Raw genomic sequence first — 24,971 nt, 5'->3', positions numbered from 1 at the left:
AGGGGAGAGGGCTAAGATGACGATGTTATATAAGAAAAAGGTACATGCATATATTACGAGAGAAAAAGAAGGGGTTATGCAACTACTCGTTTTTAAACATCGTGATATACGAGAGGCTGGTATCCAAGTGCCAGGCGGGACGGTAGATGAAGGCGAAACGTTAGAGGCAGCAATTTTACGTGAAGTACAAGAAGAGTCAGGACTACGCCATTTTTGTATCGAGCGCTTCCTTTCTGATTACATTATTTATATGAAAGAAAAAAAGGAATATCAAAAACGTCATTTTTTCCACATTTCATTATTAACAGATGTGAAAGATACGTGGGAACATATAGTAAGTGCTGGTGAGGAAGACAAAGGTTTAGTATTTTGTTATGAATGGGTTGATATTAACAAATGCCCTGAATTAGCAGGTAAACAAGGCGAGTTTTTACATTTGTTAGAAGAGGTATATGTAAAATAATAAAAAGAGTCTGAGGCGATATTGTATTCGTTTCAGACTCTTTTTATTTCTCTGGAAATTAAAGGTTTTTAAACTGGTGAGTTGAATTTCTTTAAAGGGATTGTAGCTGTTTATGCGAGGAGCGGAGAAAATGAAAAAGTAATAGATACATGTTAGCAATAAAAGACTTTATAGAAGGAGAATGACGATGGAAATTCAGTTCAATACATTATTGCAAAAAGAATTAACAATTCATGATATTCAAAAGGAAATGGAAGCTGGGAAGTTAACTTCAAAAGAACTAGTCATGTATTATCTTCATAGAATCGCAAAGTATGACCAAGATGGACCGAAAATCAATTCTATTTTAGAAATCAATCCAGATGCTATCTTTATTGCAGAAGCGTTAGATTATGAAAGAAAGACAAAAGGAGTAAGAGGTCCATTACATGGTATACCTGTTTTACTTAAGGATAATATTGAAACGAATGACTCGATGCATACAAGTGCTGGTACGATTGCCCTGGAACAAAATATAAGTAGTGAAGATGCATTTCTTGTTAAAAAGCTCCGAGAAGCAGGTGCGATTATACTAGGGAAAGCAAATATGACAGAGTTAGCAAACGGAATGTCTTTTGAAATGTGGGCTGGATATAGCGCTAGAGGCGGTCAAACGATTAATCCTTACGGTACAGGAAAGGATGATATGTTTGTTGGTGGATCGAGTACAGGATCTGCCGTTGCAGTTGCTGCTAACTTTACTGTATTATCCGTTGGAACAGAGACAGATGCTTCTATTTTAAGTCCAGCTGTTCAAAACTCGGTTGTAGGTATTAAGCCGACTGTTGGGTTAATTAGTCGTAGTGGAATTATTCCTTTCACTTATTCACAAGATACAGCTGGGCCATTTGCTAGAACGGTAACGGATGCTGCAATTCTATTAGGGAACTTAACGGGAGTGGATGAGATGGATGTAGCCACTCATAAAAGTGAAGGAATGGCATATCAAGATTATACACCTTATCTCGATGTAAATGGATTAAAGGGAGCAAAGATTGGCGTATTTAACAATGCTCCAAAAGACTATTACGAAAATGGTGAGTACGATGAAAAATTGTTTGAGGAAACGATCCAAGTATTACGTAGTGAGGGAGCGACAGTAGTAGAAGATATTGATATTCCGTCTTTTCATAGGGAATGGAGTTGGGGAGTTCCACTTTATGAGCTGAAGCACAGTTTGGATAACTATCTTTCTAAATTACCTTCTACTATTCCAGTACATTCTATTTCGGAGTTAATGGAGTTTAATAAAAACATAGCAGAAAGAGCTTTGAGATATGGACAAACTAAGTTAGAAAGAAGAAAAGATTTTCCTAATACGTTAAGAAATCCAGAATATTTAAACGCAAGATTAGAAGATATATATTTTTCGCAAAAACAAGGTATTGATTTTGCGTTGGAAAAATATAACCTGGATGCGATACTGTTCCCTTCTTATATAGGATCTACTATATGTGCGAAAGCAGGTTATCCGTCTATAGCAATGCCTGCGGGATATATGGATAATGGGAGGCCTTTTGGAATTACTCTTGCAAGTGCTGCTTTTAGTGAAGGGGCATTAATTAAACTAGCATATGCTTTTGAACAAGCGACAAAACATAGGAAGATTCCCAACTTGTCATGAATAGAATAAACAAAGAGGACAGGAATTCCTGTCCTTTTTGTTTTATTGATTAAAGTGAAATATCTTTCTGCTCCGTCTTCTGATATTTTAATAAGTTAAAGGATAAACAAGCAGAACATAAAATAAGAAAAGCGGCGATAATATAAATAGTACGAACGCCGAACATATCAGTAATAATTCCAACGCTAAGCATAGAAAGACCAGAAGCTGTCGAGAGAAGTGCACCATGAGCTGTATACATCTTCGATAATAAAGAAGGAGTGACGCTTGATTGTAAAACCGTCGTTTGAGAAATATCTCTAATTTGATAACATGGCCCCATTAGAACACAAAGAAATAGAGCAATAAATCCGCTACTTGTCATACCATATAAAAATGTAAGAATACTAAACATAAGAGAGCCTATCGCCATGGAGCGTATTAAATTTTTTTGAATATATGTACTCATTTTCCACGCTAATATCCCACCAATTAATGTGCCGACGTAATAACTTGTGTTAATATATCCCCACCAATCTTCGCCTTTATGAAGAACAGTCGTTACATATGCCATCGTAATAGCACCGATCCATATCGTCCCTGCGAAAGTTTCAATTAAGTCCATAATTGTAACGATGCGCAGAGACGGGTGTTGAAATAACAGTTTCCATCCTTCTAATAATGCAGTAGTTTTCGAAGAAGTGGGTTCTGCTACTCGTTCAGCTTGTATAGATTGTAATGAAAGGTGTAATGTAATACATCCGAAAATCATCAATATGTTATTAATCATGAGTGTCGAAGTAACGCCAATGAGAAGAACAATTATGCTTGTAAATGAGTATGCAGCGGCTTGTATAATTTGTGTTGAAAAGGAAAAGACACTATTTACTTTTACTAATTTTTCTTGTGGTGTTAAGCGCGGGATAACGGCGTATAGTAGAGGAGCGCTCCAGCCACTACATAATGAAATGAAAATAACAAAAGTTAAAAGAGCAGAAATGTTTGTTGATAGTATAGGAAATAATATCATTAACAATATTAAAAGAGCTGTTTTAATCCATTGTAGAGTATATAGCAATGAATAAGATGGAAACCGATTCATTATAAGTGGTGCAGAGGTGTTCGCGATAAGATTTGTGATAACCTGTAATAATGGAAAAAGAGCAGTAATTGTAGCTGATCTAGTTGTGATATAGATGTGAGTTGTAATAATCATTATGTATACAATGTCAGCGAGAGTAATGCATATTTTGGAGCCCAAATAGTAAGTTAGTGAACGTTTAGGCAATAAGAATACCACCTTTCAAATCAATACTGCTTTTAATTTTAATTATTATAATCTGTAAGTTATATTTTTGAAAGAATTAAATTTTTTGTCATTTTTTGAAAGGGATTTTCGTGTATAATGAAGAATATATTAATATAGCATTTTATTAATGCTTGTTGTAACAGCGAATACATATAATAGCTTGTAGCAAACGCCCCCTCTATGAGAAAGGGCGGATAAACCATTCTTTTCTTCATATACATATAGAAAATGAGAAAGAAAGTGAGGGTTGCATATGGCTGGATGGGTGATTTGGTTTATAATAGCGGGTATTTTATTTATTGCAGAAATGTTGTCGATTACGTTTTACATGCTTTGGCTTGGAATTGGAGCTGTTGTCGGAGGTCTTATTGCTTTGTTTGCTCCTGATGCACTATTTTTACAAGTTATTGTTGGGGCGATTGTAAGTTTAACATTGACTTTCTTTACGAAAAGAATTTCTAAAAACTTTCGAGAAGCAAAAGGTTTTACTGATACAGTAGATAAACTTGTTGGTAAAAAGGGAATTGTTATGCAAACGATTACAAGCGAAGTGAACGGTATTGTGAAAGTGGATGGAGATACTTGGACAGCTATTTCGGATACTCCTATTGATGCTGGAGAAAAAGTCGTTGTTATACAGAGGCATAGTACTATTTTACAAGTGAAAAAGGAGAGTGAATAAATATGGCAGTAGCATTAACGTTAACGATTATTTTCGCATTGATTGTCGTTGTATTTATTGCATTGACAATTAAAATTATTTCTCAGCAAAAAGTTGGGGTCGTTGAAAGGTTTGGTAAATTTCAACGGATTATGCACCCAGGATTAAATATTCTAATCCCAATTGTAGACCGCGTTCGTGTATATCACGATTTACGTATTCAACAAACGAATGTACCACCACAAAAGGTAATAACGAAAGATAATGTACAAGTAGAAATTGATACAATTATTTTCTATCAAATTGTTGAACCAGAGCTTGCGACATATGGTATTTCAAACTATGAATATGGTGTTCGTAATATTACATCTGCAACAATGCGTCAAATTATTGGTAAAATGGAGCTTGATGAAACATTATCAGGTCGTGAAAAAATTTCAACAGAAATTCGTTTAGCACTTGATGAAGCGACAGAAAAATGGGGCGTTCGTATTGAACGTGTCGAAATAGTCGATATTAATCCACCAAAAGATGTGCAAGTATCAATGGAAAAACAAATGAAAGCAGAACGTAATAAACGTGCGATCATTTTAGAAGCTGAAGCAGCGAAACAAGATAAAGTCCTTCGTGCTGAAGGGGAAAAACAAAGTAAAATTTTAATGGCTGAAGGGGATAAAGAAGCACGTATTCGTGAAGCGGAAGGTATACGAGAAGCGAAAGAATTAGAAGCGCAAGGGGAAGCAAGAGCGATTGAGGAAATTGCAAAAGCAGAACAAAATCGAATTGAGTTACTTCGTGCAGCAGATTTAGATGAGCGCGTACTTGCTTATAAATCATTTGAATCATTGATTGAGGTTGCAAAAGGACCAGCGAATAAAGTCTTTATTCCGTCTAATGCAATTGAAACACTTGGTACTCTTGGGGCAATTGGGGAAATCTTTAAAGAGAAACAAACGAAGAAATTACCTTCGTCAGATACAGAAAAAGAACAATAAGAGTGAGGAAGAGAAATGGGCTGCCATTTCTCTTTTTTTTTTTGCGTATATTACGAAAGGCTTGTACATATCCATGTATAAAGAAGGTGATACAGTGAAGAAGTATGCAACCCGTATACATGGGAAGAAACTAATCTCGTTACTCTTTCTATATGCACTAGTCACAATTATTATTGCGTCGATTTTGACGTCGCTTTTACATACAATGAAATCGAATTACGCGAATCAATGGTTTGGAAAAGTATCGATGCAAGGTTTTGTTCAAATGCTAGAAAGTGAGAATCGCTATTACGGATTTGATTATTTTAAGCAGAATAAAAGGGAGTCATTTGGAAATTTAATGTTCTCGATTGCGACGGATTTGAAAATTAAAGATTTAAGAACGTTTGTCGGTAAAGAAGTGCCTGGTATGTCAAAGTATTACTCTAACATTATCGTAGCTGGGGAAGGGACAAACTTTACGAATATCCCAAATGAATCTAGTGTACCGATTGAAGAAGTAACGAAAGAGCGAGAAGTAGCAAAAGATAAAGTTACAGAAGCTGAAAAGAATAATCCGGTTCAGAAAAAGAACGGAGCGAAAAAAGGTGAAAGTGCAGTATATATTTATCATACACATAGCTGGGAATCTTTCTTTCCGTTATTACCAGGGGCTACCGATCCATCAAGTCCAGATGTAAATGTGTCCTTACTAGGGAAACGTATGAAAGAACAACTTGAAGGACAAGGAATTCCGGTAGTTCATGATAAAACGAATATGGGGGATTTATTAGCGAGTAAAAAATGGAAATGGCCGCAATCATATAAAGCGTCTCATGAATATGTAAAAGAAACATTAGCACAAAATAATAAAATTGCGTTTCCGATTGATATACACCGTGATGATCAGCGGAAGAAGGTAACAACAAAAGTAATTAACGAGAAATCGTATGCAAGATTATATTTTATAATTGGGATGGAAAATGAAGGGCGTGCTGAAAATGAAAAAATTGCAAGAGCAATCAATAGTTATTTAGATGAAAACTATTACGGATTAAGCAGAGGAATCTTTCCAAAGTATAAAAAAGATGGAAATGGCGTTTATAATCAAGATTTATCTAAAAATGCGATGTTAATTGAAGTTGGTGGTGTTGATAATACATTAGATGAATTATATAACACAATTGATGTGTTGACGGAAGCGTTTAGTAAATATTATTGGAACAATGCGGAGAAAGTGAATGGGTGAGGAACGGGAAACCGTTCCTTTTTGTTATGGAAAGGTAAGAATGTGATATAATGGAATCTTGTGAATATTAAATGAGGAAGTAGGGGGAATATGCAAATAATATTAATACGCCACGGTGAATCAGAAGCTGATATTTTAAATGTACATGAAGGGCGAGCTGACTTTGAATTAACAGAAAAGGGAAGACAGCAAGTGCAAAGACTTGTACAGAAAGTGAAAGCAGATTTCCCGCCAGATTTCATTTGGGCAAGCACATTAAAACGTGCCCGCGAAACTGGTGAAACATTAGCAGGAGGAATTGGGTGCCCAATTCAACTAGAAGAAGAATTAATGGAGTTTAATAATGGGGTACAAGCAGGGTTATCATTTGAAGAAGCGAAAAAATATCCAGAGCCAAAATTTCTTCATGATCGTTTTGAAAACGGGGAATCATTTATTGAATTTAGAATGAGAATAGAAGGAATTTTTTCTAAAATCGTGACAGAGAATACATATGACCGAATTGCAATTGTTGCACACGGTGGTGTAATAAATAGTATTTTACGAGCGTTTTTCCAAATGCCAATTAGCATGGACTATTATTTTAAAATGGGAGATACGGGAATTAGTTTGATTGAACTTACGGATAAACAGAAAACTATTCATTTTATAAATGATACAAATCATTTAGAGGGAATGTAAGAGGATATGTACAAAGTTGTATTTTTCGATGTGGATGGTACTCTTTTAAGTGAGATTGATAGAAGTATGCATGAAAGCACAAAAGAAGCGATACAAAGGTTAATAGATAAAGAAATTCACGTAGTTGTTACAACCGGGAGACCATATAGTTTATGCTCACAATTTAAAGAGCTGGGCATAAATACGTTTATTTCTGCAAATGGTGCACATATAAAATGTGCTGATGAAGTTATACATAAATCGGTACTTTCAAGTGGAATTGTTCATGATATTTCAAATTTCGCTGAATTACATGGTCACAGTGTTTCTTATTTTACAGAGGAATTTGTAATGAATGGTATTGCCTCAAAAGACGAACGTGTAATACGAGCATTAAATGAAACGTTAAATTTAGAGCGGTATCCTGACAAAGTTAGAAACTTATCAGAAGAGATTTATTGTGTATGTCTGTATGCTGATGAAACAGAAGCTCAAAAATTCTTTGAAAGATATCCAGCACTTACGTTTGAACGTTTTCATGGTTACGTTATGAATGTGTTGGAAGATAGTAAAGTATCGAAGCTAACTGCAATTCAAAAGGTATTGGAACATCTGAAAATTTGTAAATCAGAAGCAATTGCTTTTGGTGACGGTGGAAATGATGTTGAGATGTTACAGTATGTAGGACTAGGAATTGCGATGGGGAATGGTGGAGAAGAGTTAAAAACAAGAGCAGATTTCGTTACAAAGAAGGCGAGTAAAGGTGGTATTTTATTTGCCTTAAAAAAGTTTAATGTCGTCTAACATACCTTTATTGAAATAAAGGTATGTTAGGATCTTTAACGTGCTCACATAATAAAATATGAATTTGCCCGCGATGATGATAAAAATGTGCAACGATTTCAAGCAACCATTCGAATCGAGAGTAAGAAATACCCCAATAAGCAGTCATAATTTCCGCTAATTCTTCATTGGAATAGGATAAAAAAGTTTTAGAAAGTAAATCGTACCCTTGTATCATCGTTTGCTGTATTTGAGTAATTGTTTCTGGTGTTTGTTCTATATAAAAGGTATGTAAGTCTTTTTCCGTAATACCATTTAATATGAGTAAATCAGCATGGAAAATAAGGGAAAGATGTGTGCACATTTCAAATAATGACCGCTTTGATTCAATCGGCTTTATTTTCAAATCACTTTCAGTATATTGGTTCAGTATTTGAATGGAAGTATCGATAGCAATTTTAACTTGATTCAATGCAGATGGAACAAACATTGTAATTATTCTCACCTCCGTATATAATAGTTTCTTAAGGGTATTATATCATACTCAAAATTCCGAAAATTCTAGTAGTTTGACTAGCATAGTGAAAAGTATTATATTGTAAAAGGTCATATGAAACGTGAAATAGAATGGAATGTAATTATTGAGTTAGGAGTTAGACCAATGAGCTTGAAATATGGAAGAGATACAATTGTTGAAGTTGACTTAAATGCGGTAAAACATAATGTAAAAGAATTTAAAAAACGTGTGAATGATGAAAATATTGCAATGATGGCTGCTGTAAAAGCGAATGGGTATGGTCATGGGGCAGTTGAAGTTGCGAAATCGGCTATTGAAGCAGGAATAAACCAACTTGCAGTTGCATTTGTAGACGAAGCAATTGAATTAAGAGAAGCTGGAATCACTGTACCTATTTTAATTTTAGGATATACACCAGTAGCAGCTGTAGAAGATGTAATTCAATATGACGTTATGATGACTGTTTATAGAGTAGAAGATTTACAAGGTATAGATGAAGTTGCAAACCATCTTCAAAAGAAAGTGCGAATTCATGTGAAAATTGATACAGGAATGAGCCGTATTGGTTTACAGGAAGAAGAAGTTAAACCGTTTTTTGAAGAGTTAAAACGTATGCGATATGTAGAAGTAGTAGGGATGTTTACACATTACTCTACCGCCGATGAAATAGATAAAACTTATACAAATATGCAAACAAGTTTGTTTGAAAAAGCTGTAAATACAGCGGAAGAATTAGGAATTCATTTTCCATATATTCATAGTTCAAACAGTGCAGGATCAATGGAACTTAGTAACACATTTCAAAATATGGTTCGTGTCGGTATTGGAATTTACGGTATGTATCCTTCAAGAGAAGTGGATCATACAGTTGCTTCCTTACAGCCAGCGTTGTCTTTAAAATCAAAAGTAGCTCATGTTAAACATGCGAAGAAAAATCGTGGTGTTAGCTATGGGAATACTTATGTAACAACGGGCGAAGAATGGATTGCAACTGTACCGATTGGTTATGCTGATGGTTATAATCGTCAGCTATCTAATAAAGGGCATGCACTAATAAACGGAGTACGAGTACCTGTAATTGGCCGTGTTTGTATGGATCAGCTTATGCTAGATGTTACAAATGCAATGCCAGTACAAGTAGGAGACGAAGTTGTATTCTACGGCAAACAAGGTGAAGAAGAGATTGCGGTGGAAGAAATAGCAGATATGTTAGGTACAATTAATTATGAAGTTACATGCATGTTGGATAGAAGAATTCCACGTGTTTATAAAAAAAATGATGAAACGACTGCGGTTGTAAATATATTAAGAAAAAAATAAGAAAAAACTGAATCGATATGATTCAGTTTTTTTATTTTTGACAAATGAAAAATGTTCTATTTATACCGTGTAGTTGTATATTGTTACATCCTACAGATTTTAAAGAGGTAATAATTTCGTCTCTAAAATAACATGCTTCCTCGATAGAAAAGTCACTCCTATTCCAACAACCTATAATAATCATACTTTGTCATAATTTCAAAACCACATTGTGTATATAGTTTTAAAGCATTGTTATTTTTCGTTTCGACGTCTAGTTCAATTGTTGAAACTCCTTCTGTAATAAGTGTATGTACCATATAACTAAGAATATCTTTACCATATCCTTTACCTTGATAAGAAGGATGAACTGCAAATCCTGATAGTGTAGTAGATTGTTCTTGCTCAGTAACTGTAATCGTTCCTATCACTTTTTCATCGATAAGAGCACTGTAAACTTGATGGGAAGATGAATTCATCATCTTTTGTAACCATGTGGATGTATTTGCTGCCGAATCTCCAAAAGCTTCACTAGCGATTTCTATAAGATCAGGAAGTAATTCAGAAGATGCAACGGTAAGATTAATATTATTTTTCATTGTTTTTTGTGCTTCGTTTGTTTTGAACTCCATACCGTATTCACTGTATAAATAAGGAAAGTTCATTTGTTTTGCAAATGATTTCCCTGAAATAGAGTCACCATTAATTATAAGAAGGGCTTCATCTGCCTCTCTTTTTTGTATTTCTTTCATTGCGGTTTGTAAAAGAGTAGTGCCTATATGTTGTTTCCTATAGTTCGGATGAACAAACCCTATTAACTCCAGTTTTGTTGGTCTCTCAAAGTCATACATACTTAATGCGCCGATTAATTGAGTATCATCATAAAATAGAAAATCATTTACCACTTCTATATTACGGGCAGTTAAAAAGTTTATATGTAAATCTGACGAGTAATCAATTTGATCGTGTTGTCCGCAAATATGAGATAAATCTTTCATTTGCTGAATTTCGTTTGCTGTTAAAGATTTCTTTTGTTCAATATTCATTTCATAATCCCTCTCATTCGTATTTAAAAATAGGATGGATGACGCAACCACTTGTCTAACTCCACACTGCCCTGAACAGATAATAACCGGTACAAATATCGATAGGGATGTCTACATTCTTCAAGACGAGGAATGGGCATAATGGTTTCGTAACCTTGTTTAAAAGCATGAGCCTCTTTTTCTGTAAGTACATATTCTAATCCAATAAAATCAAACTCTCGTGGAGCAATTGCATAAGCTTCTGTATCTACTAAACCAGTAATAGATTGATTATCTGATAAAAACTGGGTAGGATCCATATCAATTAAAACGAGTGTAGATTCCTTCGGTGACGGCAAGGAAGATAGCTGTGACTCAAAAGTATGAAATGCGTTTTGGATGCTCGCGTTATCGGAATAGAACCTATTTACAAGATCTTTACTGACTTTTAATATGTGAGATTTAAATTCTTCTAGTGGAATGTGGAAAGTATTTGATGGGTTTCCTATAAACTCTGCTTGAAACGAATGAATTTCTGCTAGTCCTTTTCCAAGGCTGAATAAAATAGAATCAGGTTGTCCGAAAAATGATTGCAGCGTATTTCCGGTTAGTTTTTCGACGATTACATACTCTCGCTCATTTAAAACATGTTTTTGCAAAATAGTCGGGATGGGCAAGGTAGTATGCTTTTTCAATAATGCGTGTATTGTTTCTAAATGATGTACATGCCTTGGATCAATTCCAAAAAGGTTTTTACATCCCCACCAAAAATCATTGTTGGGCTCTTCAGTCATTTTTGAGGAACGAACAATAACTTCTTCAGTTTCTGTTTTAACAAGAAACACGTCGCTTGCATGGTCTTCATAGCCCGGATGTAGTGCTTGAACAGATATAATAGGTGAAATGAATAGTTGTTGTAGCATGAAAGGACTCCTTATTCTGTAAATTCTATAAATTCATTATATAACAGAATATGTACCAAGTGGATAATGATGGGGACAACATAGAACTTAAATAAATTTATGGTGAGAAATCAGTGTGAAAATTATATTTTTCTAGTTTTGTATGAATTATCAAAATAATGTTTCTGATGATAAATCTGAAAAATGCCTGAATGTAAATCCCGTATTTTTCAATAAATGAAAGGTTAAGTCTACTTTTATAAGAGTTATAATGTAGGTTATGAAAAATATTTCTCAATAATAAAATGAAGAGAAAAATATGAAGAAGTAGAATAGATTACTTAATAGTTTTAAATTAATTAATATGATTAACTATTGATTATATTAGATAGGAGAGAATATTATGGCAAATGTACTCGTAATAAATTTCCCTGGAGAAGGTCATATAAATCCGACTTTAGCTATTGTAAGTGAGTTAATTCGGCGAGGGGAAACAGTTGTTTCGTATTGTATTGAAGATTATAGAAAGAAGATTGAAGCAACAGGTGCAGAATTCCGAGTGTTTGAGAATTTCCTCTCTCAAATTAATATTATGGAACGAGTAAATGAAGGTGGGAGTCCTTTGACGATGCTATCTCATATGATTGAAGCATCAGAGCGTATTGTTACTCAAATTGTAGAAGAAACAAAAGGGGAAAAGTACGATTACTTGATATACGATAATCATTTTCCAGTAGGACGTATTATAGCGAATGTTTTAAAATTACCTAGCGTTTCTTCTTGTACAACGTTTGCTTTTAATCAGTACATTACTTTTAATGATGAACAAGAATCGAGACAAGTAGATGAAACTAATCCATTATATCAATCTTGTTTAGCGGGAATGGAAAAATGGAATAGGCAGTATGGAATGAAATGTATTAATATGTATGATATTATGAATCATCCTGGTGATATTACTATTGTATATACTTCAAAGGAATATCAGCCGCGTTCAGATGTATTCGATGAATCGTATAAGTTTGTCGGTCCATCAATTGCTACTCGAAAAGAAGTAGATAGCTTTCCTATGGAAGATTTAAAAGATAAACAATTGATTTTCATTTCTATGGGAACAGTTTTTAATGAACAACCTGAGTTATATGAAAAATGTTTTGAAGCGTTTAAAGATGTAGAAGCGACAGTCGTATTAGTTGTTGGTAAGAAGATAAATATAAGTCAATTTGAAAACATTCCGAATAACTTTAAGTTGTATAATTATGTGCCGCAATTAGAAGTATTACAGTACGCTGATGTATTCGTGACACACGGTGGTATGAATAGTTCGAGTGAAGCACTATATTACGGTGTCCCGTTAGTTGTAATTCCGGTAACAGGAGATCAGCCTTTAGTTGCGAAACGAGTGAGTGAAGTAGGAGCTGGAATAAGGCTTAATCGTAAAGAATTAACTTCTGAATTGTTACGTGAGACTGTAAAGAAAGTAATGTATGATGTAACGTTTAAGGAAAATAGTCGTAAAGTTGGAGAGTCACTTCGAAATGCTGGTGGGTATAATAGAGCAGTTGATGAAATATTTAAAATGAAAGTGAATTCATACTTAAAACTTAAATAAATGTTTGGAGCACACTTACTGAAATACGTAAGTGTGTTTTTATAAATAAATTACATAAAAAATCACTATAAAGGTGAAACTTTTGTGTATATAAACTGATATCTTTGAATTAGTAGTAAAATTACGTTAAAATAATACTGAGAAAATATATATGTTTTGGGGGTAATGAATGAAAAGAGTATTTGAATACGTATTATTAACAATTGGCTCCATTATTGTAGCGGGTTCATTAGAGCTTATTTTAGCACCTAATGGATTAGTAGATGGCGGGGTAACGGCCATTGCTATTATGGCAAATAAAGTTGCTGGATTACCGCTTTATGGAGTATTTTTAGGACTTAATATCCCAATTTTACTATTTACTGCAAAAGTAATGGGTAAGAAGTTCTTTATCCGTACGTCTTATGCAAATGTTGTTACAACACTTGGATTGATTTATTTAAAGCCATTTCCAGCAATTACAACTTCGGAATTATTAATTGTACTTTATGGAGGAGTTCTATTTGGTGTTGGTGTTGGGATTGTTGTAAAAATGGGTGGAGCAATTGATGGGTCAGAAATGTTAGCTGTTTGGATGAACAAGCATTTTAAAGTACCAATTAGTACATTTTTACTTGCTGTAAATGCGGTTATTTTTGTATTTGTTGCTATTTTATTTTCAATTGAGCAAGCGATGTTCTCATTAGCAATTTTCTATATTGTTACGAAAATGATTGATTTCATATTAGATGGTATTAATCAAGGAAAGAGCGTTATGATTATTTCTGGGAAAAATAAAGAAATAGGCGATTTGTTTATGAAAGAATTGCAATTATCCGTTACGTATCTACATGGAGAAGGTGGTTTTTTAGGAGAGCACAAGAAAATCATTTATTGTATTACAAACCGTTTCATTTATCCAAAAATGAAAGATCTCGTTCTCTCTGTAGATCCAACCGCTATAATTGAAGCTTCCTATTCAACAGAAACAACTGGTGTTAAGCGTCCAGGAAGGACTGCTCGATCAGGAGACGTATCAGAAAAATAGTGTGTAAAATAACTCCACATAAGTATAACTTATGTGGAGTTATTTTACTTAGGGAACCAGGCTTCCTTTAGTAATTTGACTACAATTTCGATACTATCTTCGGGAATGCTGCCGAAACCGAGTAGTACATAGGACGCCTCTCTTAAATTATGTACAGAATCATATGTAGAGAGTGGGTATAATTTGATTTGTTGGTTTGCAGCAGTATGAATAAGTTCTTGTTCGTTCATACCATTATGAACATGAAGTACGATATGCAGTCCAGACTGTTCGCCAAGTATTTGAACACGAGATCCCATGTCATTTTTGATAGATTTAACTAGTAGTGTGTGCTTTCTTTTATATAACGTACGACTACGGTTCAAATGGCGCTCCCAATCACCATTGTGAATAAAGGTTGCAAAAGCGAGTTGCTGTATTGTAGAAACAGTTTGTTTAAACTTACCTTCAAGCTCTGTATAGATTTTTAATAGATGAGTTGGTAAAACGATATACCCCATTCGCAAAGAAGGTAAGAAGGATTTCGAGAAAGTTCCCATATAAATAACGCGTTCATTTGAATCTAGTCCTTGTAAAGAGGGAATAGGTTTTCCTACATAACGAAATTCTCCGTCATAATCATCTTCAATAATAAATCCTCCGCAATCATTGGCCCATCTTAATAATTCGAGCCTTCTAGATAATGGCATAATCATTCCAAGAGGAAATTGGTGTGATGGAGTGACGTATGCTACATTGGAACGTGATTCACGTAAAGCTGAAATACGAATCCCTTTATCGTCTAATGAAATAGGGTGAACAGGAAGACCAGAACTTTGAATCATGGCAGTTATACGGTGAAATCCAGGGTTTTCGATTCCATATTCTTTTTTTGAACCAAGTAGTTGAAGTAGTAGCCAAAGAAGAGGCTGCGTACCGGCTCCGATAATAATTTGATCAGGTGAAGAATGTACCCCGCGGGCATGGTATAAATATTTTGAAATATGCTCTCGTAAAACGAACTCACCTTGAGAATCTTCTCTAGCAAATAATTCATTTTCATACTGGAATAAAGTTTCTTGTAATGCTCTTTTCCAGTTTGTAATTGGAAAAGCTTTTTGATCAATCAGCCCTTGGCTACAATCATAGTCATATTGTTCTTTTTTTATATTGTTAGCGCTGTTTGACACAACTTGTTGTTTATTTTGAATGACATCAATATCAACTTCTGCAACAAAAATCCCACGTTTCGGTTTACTTTCTACATAACCTTCAGCTAGTAATTGTTGATAAGCAGATTCAACAGTAATACGGCTAACATTAAGTTGTACCGCTAAGTTTCTGTGAGAAGGAAGGCGTGTACCGGCAGGCAGTGGTCCCTGAGAGATTTCTCGTTTCATATATTCGTAAATTTGTAAATAAATTGGTGTTTTACTTTCTAATTGCAATGGGATAGTAAGATCCATTTTATGAATTCTCCTTTAAAAACTGGCCATATAAAAAATAATCGAACTGTCACTTAAGTGAGGGGCAGTTACTTTTTATAATAATGATATAACATTTAGAAAATTTTATAAATAGTAAGGAGAGAATCATAATGAATATTAGAGAAGTAGTAACAGAAGCTGATTTACATGATGTATTCCCCGTATTACAGCAATTACGAACGAAACTTTCAAGAGAAGAAGCAAGTTCTTTATTTCAAAAAATGAAAGAAGAAAATTATAAACTACTTTCGTTACAGAATGAAGATGATGAAGTTGTTTGTCTTGCTGGTGTAGCAATTTGTACGAACTTTTATAATGAGAAACATGTTTTCGTATATGACCTTGTAACTGCGGAAGCTCACAGATCGAAAGGATATGGTAAAGTTCTTCTGTCATATGTAGAAAAATGGGGGAGAGAAAAAGGGTGCAGTTCTATCGTTCTTACATCAGCGTTTCCAAGAGTTGATGCCCATCGTTTTTATGAAAGAGAAGGCTATGATAAGGTAAGTTATTCTTTTTATAAAGAATTATAATATTAAGGGGGTTCTATGTGTGAGAACATATGGAACCCCCTTTTAATTTAGAATTGAAGAATGAGGAGGGTTAATTACTTATTTTGTCGAATAGTCTCTTTATAATTGAGACGATAATATTGAATTAAAAGAAGGTTAGGGGAGTTTATACTTGGAAAAAATTCAGAAACTATTAATCCCAAAAGGTGTAAGAGTTATCGTAATATCTGATATTCATGGCGAATTAAATCTTTTAAAGGAATTATTACATAAAGTTAATTTTAAAGATGATGATTATTTAATTATAAATGGCGACCTTTGTGAGAAGGGGAACGATAGCATTGGCGTCGTAAACTATGTGATGGATTTAGTAGTTAGCAAGCCAAATGTTTATGTAATTGAAGGGAATTGTGAAGCTGTAGTTGAAGCGTTTGTAAATGAAAATCCTGCGCTAATAAATTATTTATGTACGAGAAAGAATACAATTTTTAATGAATGGCTAGCGAAATTGAACGTTACCGTTAATGAAGAAAGTGATATTTGTGAAGTGAAAAACATATTGATGGGCCGTTTTTCAAAAGAAATAAAGTGGCTAACAGAATTGCCAACTGCTATTGAAACTGATGATTATATCTTTGTACATGCTGGCCTTGAAGATAGAGAGAATTGGAGACAAACAGACAGGAAAAATGCAATTGCAATGCCAGAGTTTTTTAATAAATCACATAGAGCAGATAAGTACGTAATTGTTGGACATTGGCCTGTTGTGAACTATTCCGAAGAGGCGCCGTCTAACAATCCAGTTATTGATAAGGAGAAAAAAATTATTGCGATTGATGGTGGTAATGCGATTAAAGAAGCAGGGCAATTAAACGCATTTATTATTCAGAGGACAACTTCAGGTGATACGTTTTCTTATACATATGTAGATCATTTTCCGCAGTATGAAGTATTGGCCGATTTTAATGCGAATTCAGTAATGCAGGGTGGGGTTACATATCCACATTATTACATAGAACCTGTGGAGAGAATGAAAGGTTTTACCGTATGTAAACAACTAGGAACAAATGAATTACTTCATGTGAAAAACGAGTATATAAAGCAACTTGAATCAGGTGAGTATACAGTGAAAACGGATATTTCTTGTGCGCAAATCAGTATTAGAAAAGGGGATACAGTTTCTTTAATTGATGGTAGCTGCATGGGATATGATTTAATTAAAAAAGATGGTGTAGAAGGCTGGATAGAGAAAGGAATTCTACTTGAGGTAGAAAAGAAGGGAAATGCAATATTTAGCTAAAATGGGAGGGATATAACCTCCTGTTTTTTATTAACTATGCTACGAGCTCGTACTTCATCCAATTTTTTCCGAAGTTCAGTTTCTAAATTAAACTCGAAAAAATTGGCTAATTTATATAAATAATTCGTATCATATAACAAAATTATATAAAATAGAGTGGAGTTTTGTTTTGATTTTTCTGAAAAAAAATTATAATTGTATATGAAATAAAGAGGAATGTAGGAGGAAATTATGCAAAACGTTATATTAAAGGGGAACAAAGTTACAATTCGTACAATAGAAGAATCAGATATCAAAACATTATGGAGCTTCATATATAAAGAAGAAAATCCAGAGTGGAAAAAATGGGATGCACCATACTTTCCAATAACAATGCAAGAATATACGCGATATAAAGAAAACTCACAAAAACGTTTAATAGAAGAGCCGCTATCGAATTTAATTGTCGAAAATGACGGTCAAATTATAGGGACAGTCGGATTTTATTGGGAGCATAAACCGACGCGTTGGTTAGAAATGGGAATCGTAATTTATGACCCAGCATACTGGAATGGTGGATATGGTACAGAAGCATTAACATTATATAGGGACTTACTATTTGAAAATATGGAGATTGGTAGAGTAGGGCTTACAACTTGGTCTGGCAATGAAAGAATGATGAAAGTAGCAGAGAAAATAGGAATGAGCTTAGAAGGAAGAATGCGAAAATGCCGATATTATAACGGGACATACTATGATTCTATTCGAATGGGAATGATTCGTGAAGAATGGGAAGTGCTATGTGTAACGAAGGGGTGAGGAAGCATGTACGCTATCATTGCTACATTTGATTGTGTGTTCACTAATAAAATTAGAGAATTGCAAAATGAATTAACAAATATAATTGGAACAAATCCACTAGCCGGAGTAGAACCACATATTACATTGGCTGATTATAATGAGTTAGATGTTAATTTATATACTGAGAAGTTAGAGGAGTTTGTAGTTTTTCAAGAGAACATTGCTGCTGTAACTTTTCCTTCTGTTGGAACTTTTCCTACTAATAGAACGATCTTTCTAGCACCAACCATTACTGATGAGTTATTAAGACTTCATCATTCTTATCATGATTATTTCAAAGTTTTTCATGATAATCTACAGTCATATTACGTACCAGGAAAATGGGTTCCGCATTGCACGATTGCTAATGGGTTGAATTCAAATCAATTTTTAAGTGTAATGGAATATATATATGAAAAGTTTGATGTTACACTAGCTTCGATTGAGAAGTTAAAATTAATTAAGGTAAATTATGAAGATGGTTTTGCCATTTCTTCTAGTATTTTAGCAGAGTGTAATTTAAAGAGAATGGAGACATCGAGATGACATATGTAATTAGAGAAATGAAGCAAGAAGATATTCATGCTGTACAAAACGTAGCGAAAATAGCTTGGCATGATACTTACGAAGGAATTATTCCGGGAGAGATTCAAGACAACTTTTTAAATGAAGCGTATTCCGATGAAAAAATGAAATATCGCCTTGAAAATACACATTTATTTGTTGCGGAAGAAGAGGGAGAAGTAATTGGCTTTGCAAATTTTTCACCAATTAGACTGCAAAACGAAGCAGAATTAGGTGCGATTTATTTGTTGCCAGATCAGCAAGGGAAAGGGATAGGGACAGCTTTGTTACAAAAAGGGATCACGACGTTAAAAGGGATTCGAAAAATGTACATTCATGTAGAAGCGGAAAATGAAAAAGGAAAACGATTTTATGAAGCAAAAGGTTTTGCGGCTTTAGAGCAATTTGAAGAAGATTTCGAAGGGCATATGCTGCAAACAGTGAGAATGGTTTTATACATATAAGGAGGATCAGAAATGAAAATTTTTGATTTCAGTGAAAAAGTGGGAGAGCATATATCAGCATTTCAATCTAACTTTATAATGTCAAAAATATTAAAACATAAAGGGAATATACATATCGGTTCTATGCATCTACAACCGAATGGAGTTATTGGATATCATGAAGCAGTTGTATCTCAACTGCTTCTAGTTGTACAAGGAGAAGGATTTGTTTGCGGATCAGATAAAGAAAAAGTGAAGATAGGAGCTGGACAAGCTGCGTTTTGGGCGAAGGGAGAGTTACATGAAACGAGTACGGAAAAAGGATTGATGGCAATTGTAATTGAGTCAGACGGTCTTGAAAATGGTATTTCAATGATGATTAGAGGGCAGGAGGGAGAAAGGAATGATTACAAAAGCAGATGAGGAAGAAACGCAACAAATATTACATTATGCAGCTCAATCACTTTTCGAAGGAACGAGAGGGAATTGTCAACTAAGTACGGAAAAAGCGATTGAAATTACAAAACCTTTAGTAGAAAAAGGGGCATATTATATAGTTACAAAGGAAGAAAATAAAGTAGTGGGATGGATACTAATAGGAGAAAATGTGGACTATTTCTCTCGTGAAAAACTCGGTTTTATTTATGAATTGTATGTTTTTTCAGAGTATCGCGGGAGAGGATTATCACGAAAACTAATGAAAGCTGGGATCAAGGAACTACAAGAAAAGTATTCAGAAATTCGCTTGAATGTATTTACAGGGAACTTTGCAAAAGAAATGTACGAAGATTTTGGCTTCGTTGAAAGACAAGTAATCATGACGTTGAAGTGAGAAAACGATTTTAAGTGGGCGAAGAAACAAGAAAAAGAAAATGAGTATGTAATTTGTAAAGTTTATATTCTGAATTTTGGGTAAAAAAAGTTTTCTTTTTATTATTAAATAGAGGTAGAAACGCTTAGCAGTCCTTTTAAAAAAACAATAAATTTATATTATATAATATAATGTTATTATGTTAAAAGAGAAATTTTTAAATTATTTATATAATCAATTTGTAGAATTGATTTTGGGTTAATTTTACTATTTTAAAATTTTAAGGGGGATTTAATAATGGCAGGACAAATTCGTATGTCACCAGAGGAGCTTAAATCAAAAGCGACTCGATATGGACAAGGTGCAAATCAAATTGAGGACATTTTACGTCAGTTACAAAACTTACAAAATGAATTAAGAGGAGAATGGGAAGGTCGTGCTTTCGAAGGTTTTGATCAACAGTTCAATCAATTAAAACCAAAAGTACAAAACTTCGCAGAGCTATTACAAGAAATTAATATGCAGCTTAATAAAACTGCAGAGGCTGTTGCTAGACACGACGAAGATCTTTCTCGTAATTTCGGTCTACAATAAAAACGGGCAAAAGAAATATATAATTTAGCCATGCAACTTTTGTTGTATGGCTAAATTGCTTTAAAACTAGAGTAAGATAAGGAGTCCTTAACTTAATAGACTCGCAGCCGCAGGAGTGATAAGTAGTGAAAAAGTTTAAGTGGAGCATCTTGTTGTTTATTATTTTAGCTCTTGTGCTATCAACAGGAGTCTCCTATTTAGCATTAAATCAAAATGTTAAGAAAGCTAATGAGAATAGCACGCCAAAAATGACAGTTGCATTAGTAAATGAAGATCAAGGAACTGTATTTGAAGGGAATAAAATAGCGTTTGGAGATCAATTTGTTAAAAATGTAAATAAAAATACGAAACAAGAATGGTACGTAGTTAGTCGCGGAGTAGCAGAAAATGGTTTGAAAAATAATAATTACAATATGATGATTGTAATACCTAATGATTTTTCTAGGAAAGCTGTTGCGATTGATTCAGAACTACCAGAGAAATTAACGTTAAACTACAAAGTAAATGCAACTGGGAATAAAGATTTGAAAGCTGAGGCTGAAAATACGGCGTCTACAATTTTAGAGGATTTCAATAAGCAAATCATCGACGTTTATTTTGCAAGTATTATCGGTAAGTTGCAAGGTGCACAAGATAATATAGGCAAAATAATTGAAAAAGGAAACGTTCAAACAACTATGTACAAAAAAGATGTACATAGTCCTTTGGCAAATTATACAAATCAATTTAAAACAGTGCAAGATTATACTGGGGTTTCTGTTACTAGTTTCAAAGGATTTCAGGATGTTTTAAAAGGTTTCGGTTTAGCGTTAGATGAAGGGAATAAATCTAACAATACGTATTTAGATGGTTTTAATAACTTTCAAAAAATGCAAACTGATAATAATCTGTTAGCGAATAATTTCACGAATCAATTTAATCAATACATGAGTGATATGAATACAGGCGATGTTTTAAAGCAGTTAAGCGCATTAGAATCTGCTAATAAAGTTATTACAAATCAATTTACGCTTTCAGAGAAAGAACCAAATATTTTAGCTGATGCTTCAGCAATTCAAAAATATTTAACAGATGTAAAAAAACAAGTGTCAGAATATGATACAGAACTTGCAGGAAAGTTAGAAAGTGATATTCAAGGGACGATAATTAAAAAGTTAAAGCAATCTATGTCGAACGATGGAAAGCAAGAGATCTTTATAAATACATTAATGAAACAACCAGATGTTCGAATAAAGAAACAAATCGAAAGTTTAATTGCAAAATTACCTAGTTTAAACATGGAAGAAATCGTTCAAAGTGAATTGCCAGATGCAACGAAATTACAACTGCAAAATGTAATCCAATTTACAAATAAATATAATAAAGAAAATAATTTTTATTATGACCCTGTAAATAAAATATCTTTAGGAAATGCCATTAAAGAAGTAAAGGATAGACTTTATAAAGAGGGAATTACATTTAGTGATACGGCGAACGTAATTAAAATGGAATCTTCACAAACCTTGAAGATAAATATTCCAGAAGAATTTGAACTATATGGAAATACAGAGGCTTTACATATTGATGATGTGGATCGTACAAGTGACTTTCTTCAAAGCGAAGCAGGAGAAATTACAATACCTCCTCGTAATGAAGGGGATATAAAGATTAATCTGCATGTGAAGTTAAAAAATACAAACATCAATATAGATGTTTTCTCTCCTGTAATGTGGGACTGGAAATTGAGTGGGAATCATAAAAAAGAAACTAGTTCTGAAAAAGAAGAACCTAATAAAGAAGATAAAGGAACACAAACTGAAAACAGCAACGTGGAAAATGTGGTTCATAAATCACAGTATGGCATAATGCCGTTAGTACACAATGCTAAAAAACCTATTATCAAAAAAATGGAAAATACAACAGGGAATAACGGAGGAAGCCAAGAAGGTGGATCTGGAATAGGTAACGGAGAAAACCAAGAAGGTGGAACTGGGACAGGTAACGGAGGAAACCCAAACCCTGGAACAGGTAATGGAGGAAACCCAAACCCTGGAACAGGTAATGGAGGAAACCCAAACCCTGGAACAGGTAATGGAGGAAACCCAAACCCTGGAACAGGTAATGGAGGAAACCCAAACCCTGGAACAGGTAATGGAGGAAACCCAGACCCTGGAACAGGTAATGGAGGAAACCCAGACCCTGGAACAGGTAATGGAGGAAACCCAGACCCTGGAACAGGTAATGGAGGAAACCCAAACCCCGGAACAGGTAATGAAGGAAATCCAGACCCTGGAACAGGTAATGGAGGAAATCCAGATCCTGGAACAGGTAATGGAGGAAACCCAGACCCTGGAACAGGTAACGGAGGAAACCAAAATCAAGGTGGTAACTCAACGACTATTGAAAGTACGACGAATCAAGTTGTACATCAAAAATCAGAAGAATTAACAAAAAATATATCTAGTGTATTAATAAAAGAAGCAGTAGATACAGTTGAAAGTTATCAAGGTTTAATTAGTCTGTACGAAATGTATTATGGGATTGATTTAAGAACGAAAGATGTAGGTCCTAAGCTAGAAGAGGGAAGTTTAGATGCAATTGCAACTGAACAATCTTTGTACTACGTATTAAATAAACAAAGCTTAATTGATTTAATTTCAAATCTTGTTTCATCAAGTATTACGACAGAAGTAAAGCAAGATATGACAGGTTTAAAACAAAAAATAGACTCTTATCAACAATTCATTACTAGTGCGGATCAAAATTCAATGCTACTAGCGGAGAAATTAAATGTAACGACGCAGCAAGCAACTAGTATGAATGAAAATTTAGGAGAGTATTTAAAAGGTTTAGCGAAATGGCGTGAGAGTAGCTTAAAGCTAGTTGAAGAACAGCAAGTGCTAACAACAAATAATACTGGTGAGCAAACAGCTGTTTTATCGTTAGATTCTGGTATTAAATCATTAATGATGCAAAGTCAGTCATTGGTCGAGAGTTCGAAGCATAGTTTAACAACATCAGACGATGTATATAAAACATTTGATCAAATTAATGGACAAGCAAAAGAAATTCAAGACAGTGGAACGACAATTGTTTCAAAGGCTGATTCATTATTAAATGACTTTACAAAGAAAATGGACGATGATAAATCATTCTCCAAAAACTTTACTAAAATTTTGGCTAATAGCCGAATTGGTGATCGCCAAAATGAAATGTTATATCAATTTTTATCTAGTCCAGTTCAGAAACAAAATGATGGAGTCATTGTAGCTGGTAATGCTTTTACACCATATTTAATTGTATTAACTTGTTTTATTGTTGCGTTATTTACAGCATACGCAATTGCGAATCAAGAAAAGAAACGAACGCAATCAGATCATTTTGAAGAGAAGTTCTCATTAATTGATATGAATGTACCAACTACAGTAGTGGCATTCGGTATATCAATTGTGGAAGGAATTAGTATAGGTATCATTTCTGGACGTCTTTTACAGTTCGGTCAAGATCAAAGTTTATTATGGATTGCGTTTATCACAATCATTATGATGGCGTTTGTATTGGTCTCAACATACTTATTACGACAAATAAAAATGGTAGGGATGTTTATTCTATTAGTATTTTTAAGTATGTACCTATTTTTAACTGAAGCAGTTGGAAGTAAAGTAGATCAAATGTCGTCTGTTGGAAAGGTACGTCAGTTCTCACCACTTCAGTATATAGAAAGTTTTCTAAATGATTTTATTAGCGGTAAAGATACTGGAAAAGTTATTTTCATCGTGTTGTTTGTAATTGCCATTATCGGATTAGTTAGTAATCTATTTGTATGGCATAAGAAATGGGAGGAAAAAGAAGTAAATGATCAAACAATGGAGCATAGTGGCTAAGTTATCATTTCTCTCTATCCTTTTACTGTTTGTCGCGCTACCGATAAGGAGCGCGGCTGACAGTTATCTTGGTGATGATGGGAAGATTAAGTTTAAAGTGGATCGACTTGAAGAAAGCGACCAAGAAAAAAATAAAAAGGAACATAAGGAAACGGAATTAGATAAAGCATCGATTGAGTTATTTAATAAAGAAATAGAAGAAGAAATTCAGAAAAAGAAAAAGAAAGAACAAAAAGATATGGAAGCTTTACGAGATTCTCTTTTTATAAAACAAAAAGAAATAAATGGTGTTAAAGATACGAAAAATAGTTTGTTTAGCAGTGAATACGTTGTAAGAAAAAGCGCTGATGAAGTAGCAAGTAATCAAACAATGAATGAAAAGCCAATCAGTACAACAATAATCATATTGTTAGGCGGCAGTGTTTTACTTATTTGCATCGGTATTTATACGGTTCTTCGGAAAAGTTGGAGGTAAA

Annotated in this window: 25 protein-coding genes and 1 pseudogene; 20 read left to right on the top strand and 6 right to left on the bottom strand. The window is 34.0% G+C overall.

From position 1 onward, the window contains the following. Nucleotides 1-16 precede the first annotated feature (16 nt). Both BG05_RS21215 and BG05_RS21210 read left to right on the top strand, forming a co-directional pair. Entirely contained in the window at nt 17-463 is a 447-nt protein-coding gene (locus BG05_RS21215; protein ID WP_002127013.1) for an NUDIX hydrolase, read from the top strand. Nucleotides 464-650: 187 nt separating this feature from the next. Further along, nucleotides 651-2,126 carry an amidase family protein gene (locus BG05_RS21210; protein ID WP_016126804.1) on the top strand — a complete coding sequence of 492 codons (1,476 nt, stop codon included), beginning with the start codon at nt 651-653 and terminating at the stop codon, nt 2,124-2,126. Nucleotides 2,127-2,175: 49 nt separating this feature from the next. Here the strand turns inward: BG05_RS21210 and BG05_RS21205 are convergent, their stop codons facing one another. Then, nucleotides 2,176-3,393 (bottom strand): MFS transporter, encoded by a 1,218-nt coding sequence (locus tag BG05_RS21205; protein WP_002168568.1) that lies wholly within the window; start codon nt 3,391-3,393, stop codon nt 2,176-2,178. A gap of 274 nt (nt 3,394-3,667) precedes the next feature. On the opposite strand from BG05_RS21205, the gene BG05_RS21200 reads away from it, so the two are divergent. The 5 genes from BG05_RS21200 (at nt 3,668) to BG05_RS21180 (ending at nt 7,762) form a co-directional block, all read left to right on the top strand. Next, complete coding sequence (locus BG05_RS21200) at nt 3,668-4,096, top strand: NfeD family protein (protein ID WP_003188838.1); 429 nt, start codon at nt 3,668-3,670, stop codon at nt 4,094-4,096. A 2-nt stretch (nt 4,097-4,098) separates the two neighbouring features. Next, entirely contained in the window at nt 4,099-5,070 is a 972-nt protein-coding gene (locus BG05_RS21195; protein ID WP_002012471.1) for an SPFH domain-containing protein, read from the top strand. A 73-nt stretch (nt 5,071-5,143) separates the two neighbouring features. Next, a complete protein-coding gene (gene spoIIP / locus BG05_RS21190; protein ID WP_003188839.1) occupies nt 5,144-6,298 on the top strand; it encodes a stage II sporulation protein P in 1,155 nt (384 codons plus the stop codon). Between the two features lie 90 nt (nt 6,299-6,388). Continuing rightward, nucleotides 6,389-6,979, top strand: coding sequence for a histidine phosphatase family protein (locus tag BG05_RS21185; protein WP_002127021.1), 591 nt, complete (start codon nt 6,389-6,391; stop codon nt 6,977-6,979). Between the two features lie 6 nt (nt 6,980-6,985). Further along, the gene (locus BG05_RS21180) at nt 6,986-7,762 is read left to right on the top strand and encodes a Cof-type HAD-IIB family hydrolase (protein ID WP_003188843.1); all 777 of its coding nucleotides are present in this window, start codon (nt 6,986-6,988) and stop codon (nt 7,760-7,762) included. Nucleotides 7,763-7,769: 7 nt separating this feature from the next. On the opposite strand, the gene BG05_RS21175 is transcribed toward BG05_RS21180, so the two are convergent. Continuing rightward, the gene (locus tag BG05_RS21175) at nt 7,770-8,231 is read right to left on the bottom strand and encodes a DinB family protein (protein WP_002086021.1); all 462 of its coding nucleotides are present in this window, start codon (nt 8,229-8,231) and stop codon (nt 7,770-7,772) included. 171 nt (nt 8,232-8,402) lie between these two features. Here BG05_RS21175 and alr point away from each other — a divergent pair, with 171 nt between their 5' ends. Continuing rightward, nucleotides 8,403-9,578, top strand: a complete 1,176-nt coding sequence (alr, locus tag BG05_RS21170) for an alanine racemase (protein ID WP_002127023.1) — start codon at nt 8,403-8,405, stop codon at nt 9,576-9,578. A gap of 31 nt (nt 9,579-9,609) precedes the next feature. On the opposite strand, the pseudogene BG05_RS32015 reads toward alr, so the two are convergent. The 3 genes and pseudogenes from BG05_RS32015 to BG05_RS21160 all read right to left on the bottom strand — a co-directional run. Next, nucleotides 9,610-9,744: pseudogene (locus BG05_RS32015) on the bottom strand (class I SAM-dependent methyltransferase); the annotation flags it as partial. After that, nucleotides 9,737-10,603 (bottom strand): GNAT family N-acetyltransferase, encoded by an 867-nt coding sequence (locus BG05_RS21165; RefSeq protein ID WP_002168563.1) that lies wholly within the window; start codon nt 10,601-10,603, stop codon nt 9,737-9,739. The pseudogene BG05_RS32015 and the gene BG05_RS21165, both read right to left, overlap by 8 nt. 23 nt (nt 10,604-10,626) lie before the next feature. Further along, nucleotides 10,627-11,505, bottom strand: coding sequence for a phosphotransferase (locus BG05_RS21160; RefSeq protein ID WP_003188846.1), 879 nt, complete (start codon nt 11,503-11,505; stop codon nt 10,627-10,629). A 382-nt stretch (nt 11,506-11,887) separates the two neighbouring features. Between BG05_RS21160 and BG05_RS21155 the strand changes: the two genes are divergently transcribed. Further along, nucleotides 11,888-13,096: a macrolide family glycosyltransferase gene (locus BG05_RS21155; protein ID WP_002141425.1), complete on the top strand. Its 1,209-nt coding sequence runs from the start codon at nt 11,888-11,890 to the stop codon at nt 13,094-13,096. A 169-nt stretch (nt 13,097-13,265) separates the two neighbouring features. Next, the gene (locus BG05_RS21150) at nt 13,266-14,123 is read left to right on the top strand and encodes a YitT family protein (RefSeq protein ID WP_003188849.1); all 858 of its coding nucleotides are present in this window, start codon (nt 13,266-13,268) and stop codon (nt 14,121-14,123) included. 44 nt (nt 14,124-14,167) lie between these two features. Here BG05_RS21150 and pdxR read toward each other — a convergent pair whose 3' ends face one another. After that, a complete protein-coding gene (gene pdxR, locus BG05_RS21145; protein WP_003188850.1) occupies nt 14,168-15,568 on the bottom strand; it encodes a MocR-like pyridoxine biosynthesis transcription factor PdxR in 1,401 nt (466 codons plus the stop codon). Nucleotides 15,569-15,699: 131 nt separating this feature from the next. Between pdxR and BG05_RS21140 the strand changes: the two genes are divergently transcribed. The 10 genes from BG05_RS21140 to essA all read left to right on the top strand — a co-directional run bounded on the left by BG05_RS21140 (nt 15,700) and on the right by essA (nt 24,970). After that, a complete protein-coding gene (locus BG05_RS21140; protein ID WP_003188852.1) occupies nt 15,700-16,122 on the top strand; it encodes a GNAT family N-acetyltransferase in 423 nt (140 codons plus the stop codon). 151 nt (nt 16,123-16,273) lie between these two features. Next, nucleotides 16,274-17,401, top strand: a complete 1,128-nt coding sequence (locus BG05_RS21135) for a metallophosphoesterase (RefSeq protein WP_003188854.1) — start codon at nt 16,274-16,276, stop codon at nt 17,399-17,401. 231 nt (nt 17,402-17,632) lie between these two features. After that, nucleotides 17,633-18,199, top strand: coding sequence for a GNAT family N-acetyltransferase (locus BG05_RS21130; protein WP_002012489.1), 567 nt, complete (start codon nt 17,633-17,635; stop codon nt 18,197-18,199). Between the two features lie 6 nt (nt 18,200-18,205). After that, nucleotides 18,206-18,766 carry a 2'-5' RNA ligase family protein gene (locus BG05_RS21125; protein WP_002127032.1) on the top strand — a complete coding sequence of 187 codons (561 nt, stop codon included), beginning with the start codon at nt 18,206-18,208 and terminating at the stop codon, nt 18,764-18,766. Then, on the top strand, nt 18,763-19,248 hold the full coding sequence (locus BG05_RS21120) for a GNAT family N-acetyltransferase (RefSeq protein WP_002127033.1): 486 nt from the start codon (nt 18,763-18,765) through the stop codon (nt 19,246-19,248). The genes BG05_RS21125 and BG05_RS21120 overlap by 4 nt, the downstream gene beginning before the upstream one ends. A gap of 12 nt (nt 19,249-19,260) precedes the next feature. Further along, entirely contained in the window at nt 19,261-19,650 is a 390-nt protein-coding gene (locus tag BG05_RS21115) for a cupin domain-containing protein (RefSeq protein WP_003188858.1), read from the top strand. Beyond that, a complete protein-coding gene (locus BG05_RS21110; RefSeq protein ID WP_033733883.1) occupies nt 19,631-20,059 on the top strand; it encodes a GNAT family N-acetyltransferase in 429 nt (142 codons plus the stop codon). Before BG05_RS21115 ends, BG05_RS21110 begins: the two co-directional genes overlap by 20 nt. Before the next feature lie 276 nt (nt 20,060-20,335). Further along, nucleotides 20,336-20,632 carry a WXG100 family type VII secretion target gene (locus tag BG05_RS21105; protein ID WP_000918598.1) on the top strand — a complete coding sequence of 99 codons (297 nt, stop codon included), beginning with the start codon at nt 20,336-20,338 and terminating at the stop codon, nt 20,630-20,632. 125 nt (nt 20,633-20,757) lie between these two features. Then, complete coding sequence (gene esaA, locus BG05_RS21100) at nt 20,758-24,495, top strand: type VII secretion protein EsaA (RefSeq protein WP_234706357.1); 3,738 nt, start codon at nt 20,758-20,760, stop codon at nt 24,493-24,495. Continuing rightward, a complete protein-coding gene (gene essA / locus BG05_RS21095) occupies nt 24,467-24,970 on the top strand; it encodes a type VII secretion protein EssA (RefSeq protein WP_033734516.1) in 504 nt (167 codons plus the stop codon). Before esaA ends, essA begins: the two co-directional genes overlap by 29 nt. Nucleotide 24,971 lies beyond the last annotated feature (1 nt).

The sequence above is a fragment of the Bacillus mycoides genome, assembly GCF_000832605.1.
Taxonomy (GTDB): domain Bacteria; phylum Bacillota; class Bacilli; order Bacillales; family Bacillaceae_G; genus Bacillus_A; species Bacillus_A mycoides.
This window is presented reverse-complemented; position numbering and strand designations above follow the sequence as displayed.

Excerpts from the sequence above, each read along its gene's own strand:
- BG05_RS21215 (WP_002127013.1), top strand. The coding sequence starts at position 17 with ATGACGATGTTATATAAGAAAAAGGTACATGCATATATTACGAGAGAA.
- BG05_RS21210 (WP_016126804.1), top strand. The coding sequence starts at position 651 with ATGGAAATTCAGTTCAATACATTATTGCAAAAAGAATTAACAATTCAT.
- BG05_RS21200 (WP_003188838.1), top strand. The coding sequence starts at position 3,668 with ATGGCTGGATGGGTGATTTGGTTTATAATAGCGGGTATTTTATTTATT.
- BG05_RS21195 (WP_002012471.1), top strand. The coding sequence starts at position 4,099 with ATGGCAGTAGCATTAACGTTAACGATTATTTTCGCATTGATTGTCGTT.
- spoIIP (WP_003188839.1), top strand. The coding sequence starts at position 5,144 with ATGTATAAAGAAGGTGATACAGTGAAGAAGTATGCAACCCGTATACAT.
- BG05_RS21185 (WP_002127021.1), top strand. The coding sequence starts at position 6,389 with ATGCAAATAATATTAATACGCCACGGTGAATCAGAAGCTGATATTTTA.
- BG05_RS21180 (WP_003188843.1), top strand. The coding sequence starts at position 6,986 with ATGTACAAAGTTGTATTTTTCGATGTGGATGGTACTCTTTTAAGTGAG.
- BG05_RS21175 (WP_002086021.1), bottom strand. The coding sequence starts at position 8,231 with ATGTTTGTTCCATCTGCATTGAATCAAGTTAAAATTGCTATCGATACT.
- alr (WP_002127023.1), top strand. The coding sequence starts at position 8,403 with ATGAGCTTGAAATATGGAAGAGATACAATTGTTGAAGTTGACTTAAAT.
- BG05_RS21165 (WP_002168563.1), bottom strand. The coding sequence starts at position 10,603 with ATGAATATTGAACAAAAGAAATCTTTAACAGCAAACGAAATTCAGCAA.
- BG05_RS21160 (WP_003188846.1), bottom strand. The coding sequence starts at position 11,505 with ATGCTACAACAACTATTCATTTCACCTATTATATCTGTTCAAGCACTA.
- BG05_RS21155 (WP_002141425.1), top strand. The coding sequence starts at position 11,888 with ATGGCAAATGTACTCGTAATAAATTTCCCTGGAGAAGGTCATATAAAT.
- BG05_RS21150 (WP_003188849.1), top strand. The coding sequence starts at position 13,266 with ATGAAAAGAGTATTTGAATACGTATTATTAACAATTGGCTCCATTATT.
- pdxR (WP_003188850.1), bottom strand. The coding sequence starts at position 15,568 with ATGGATCTTACTATCCCATTGCAATTAGAAAGTAAAACACCAATTTAT.
- BG05_RS21140 (WP_003188852.1), top strand. The coding sequence starts at position 15,700 with ATGAATATTAGAGAAGTAGTAACAGAAGCTGATTTACATGATGTATTC.
- BG05_RS21130 (WP_002012489.1), top strand. The coding sequence starts at position 17,633 with ATGCAAAACGTTATATTAAAGGGGAACAAAGTTACAATTCGTACAATA.
- BG05_RS21125 (WP_002127032.1), top strand. The coding sequence starts at position 18,206 with ATGTACGCTATCATTGCTACATTTGATTGTGTGTTCACTAATAAAATT.
- BG05_RS21120 (WP_002127033.1), top strand. The coding sequence starts at position 18,763 with ATGACATATGTAATTAGAGAAATGAAGCAAGAAGATATTCATGCTGTA.
- BG05_RS21115 (WP_003188858.1), top strand. The coding sequence starts at position 19,261 with ATGAAAATTTTTGATTTCAGTGAAAAAGTGGGAGAGCATATATCAGCA.
- BG05_RS21110 (WP_033733883.1), top strand. The coding sequence starts at position 19,631 with ATGATTACAAAAGCAGATGAGGAAGAAACGCAACAAATATTACATTAT.
- BG05_RS21105 (WP_000918598.1), top strand. The coding sequence starts at position 20,336 with ATGGCAGGACAAATTCGTATGTCACCAGAGGAGCTTAAATCAAAAGCG.
- essA (WP_033734516.1), top strand. The coding sequence starts at position 24,467 with ATGATCAAACAATGGAGCATAGTGGCTAAGTTATCATTTCTCTCTATC.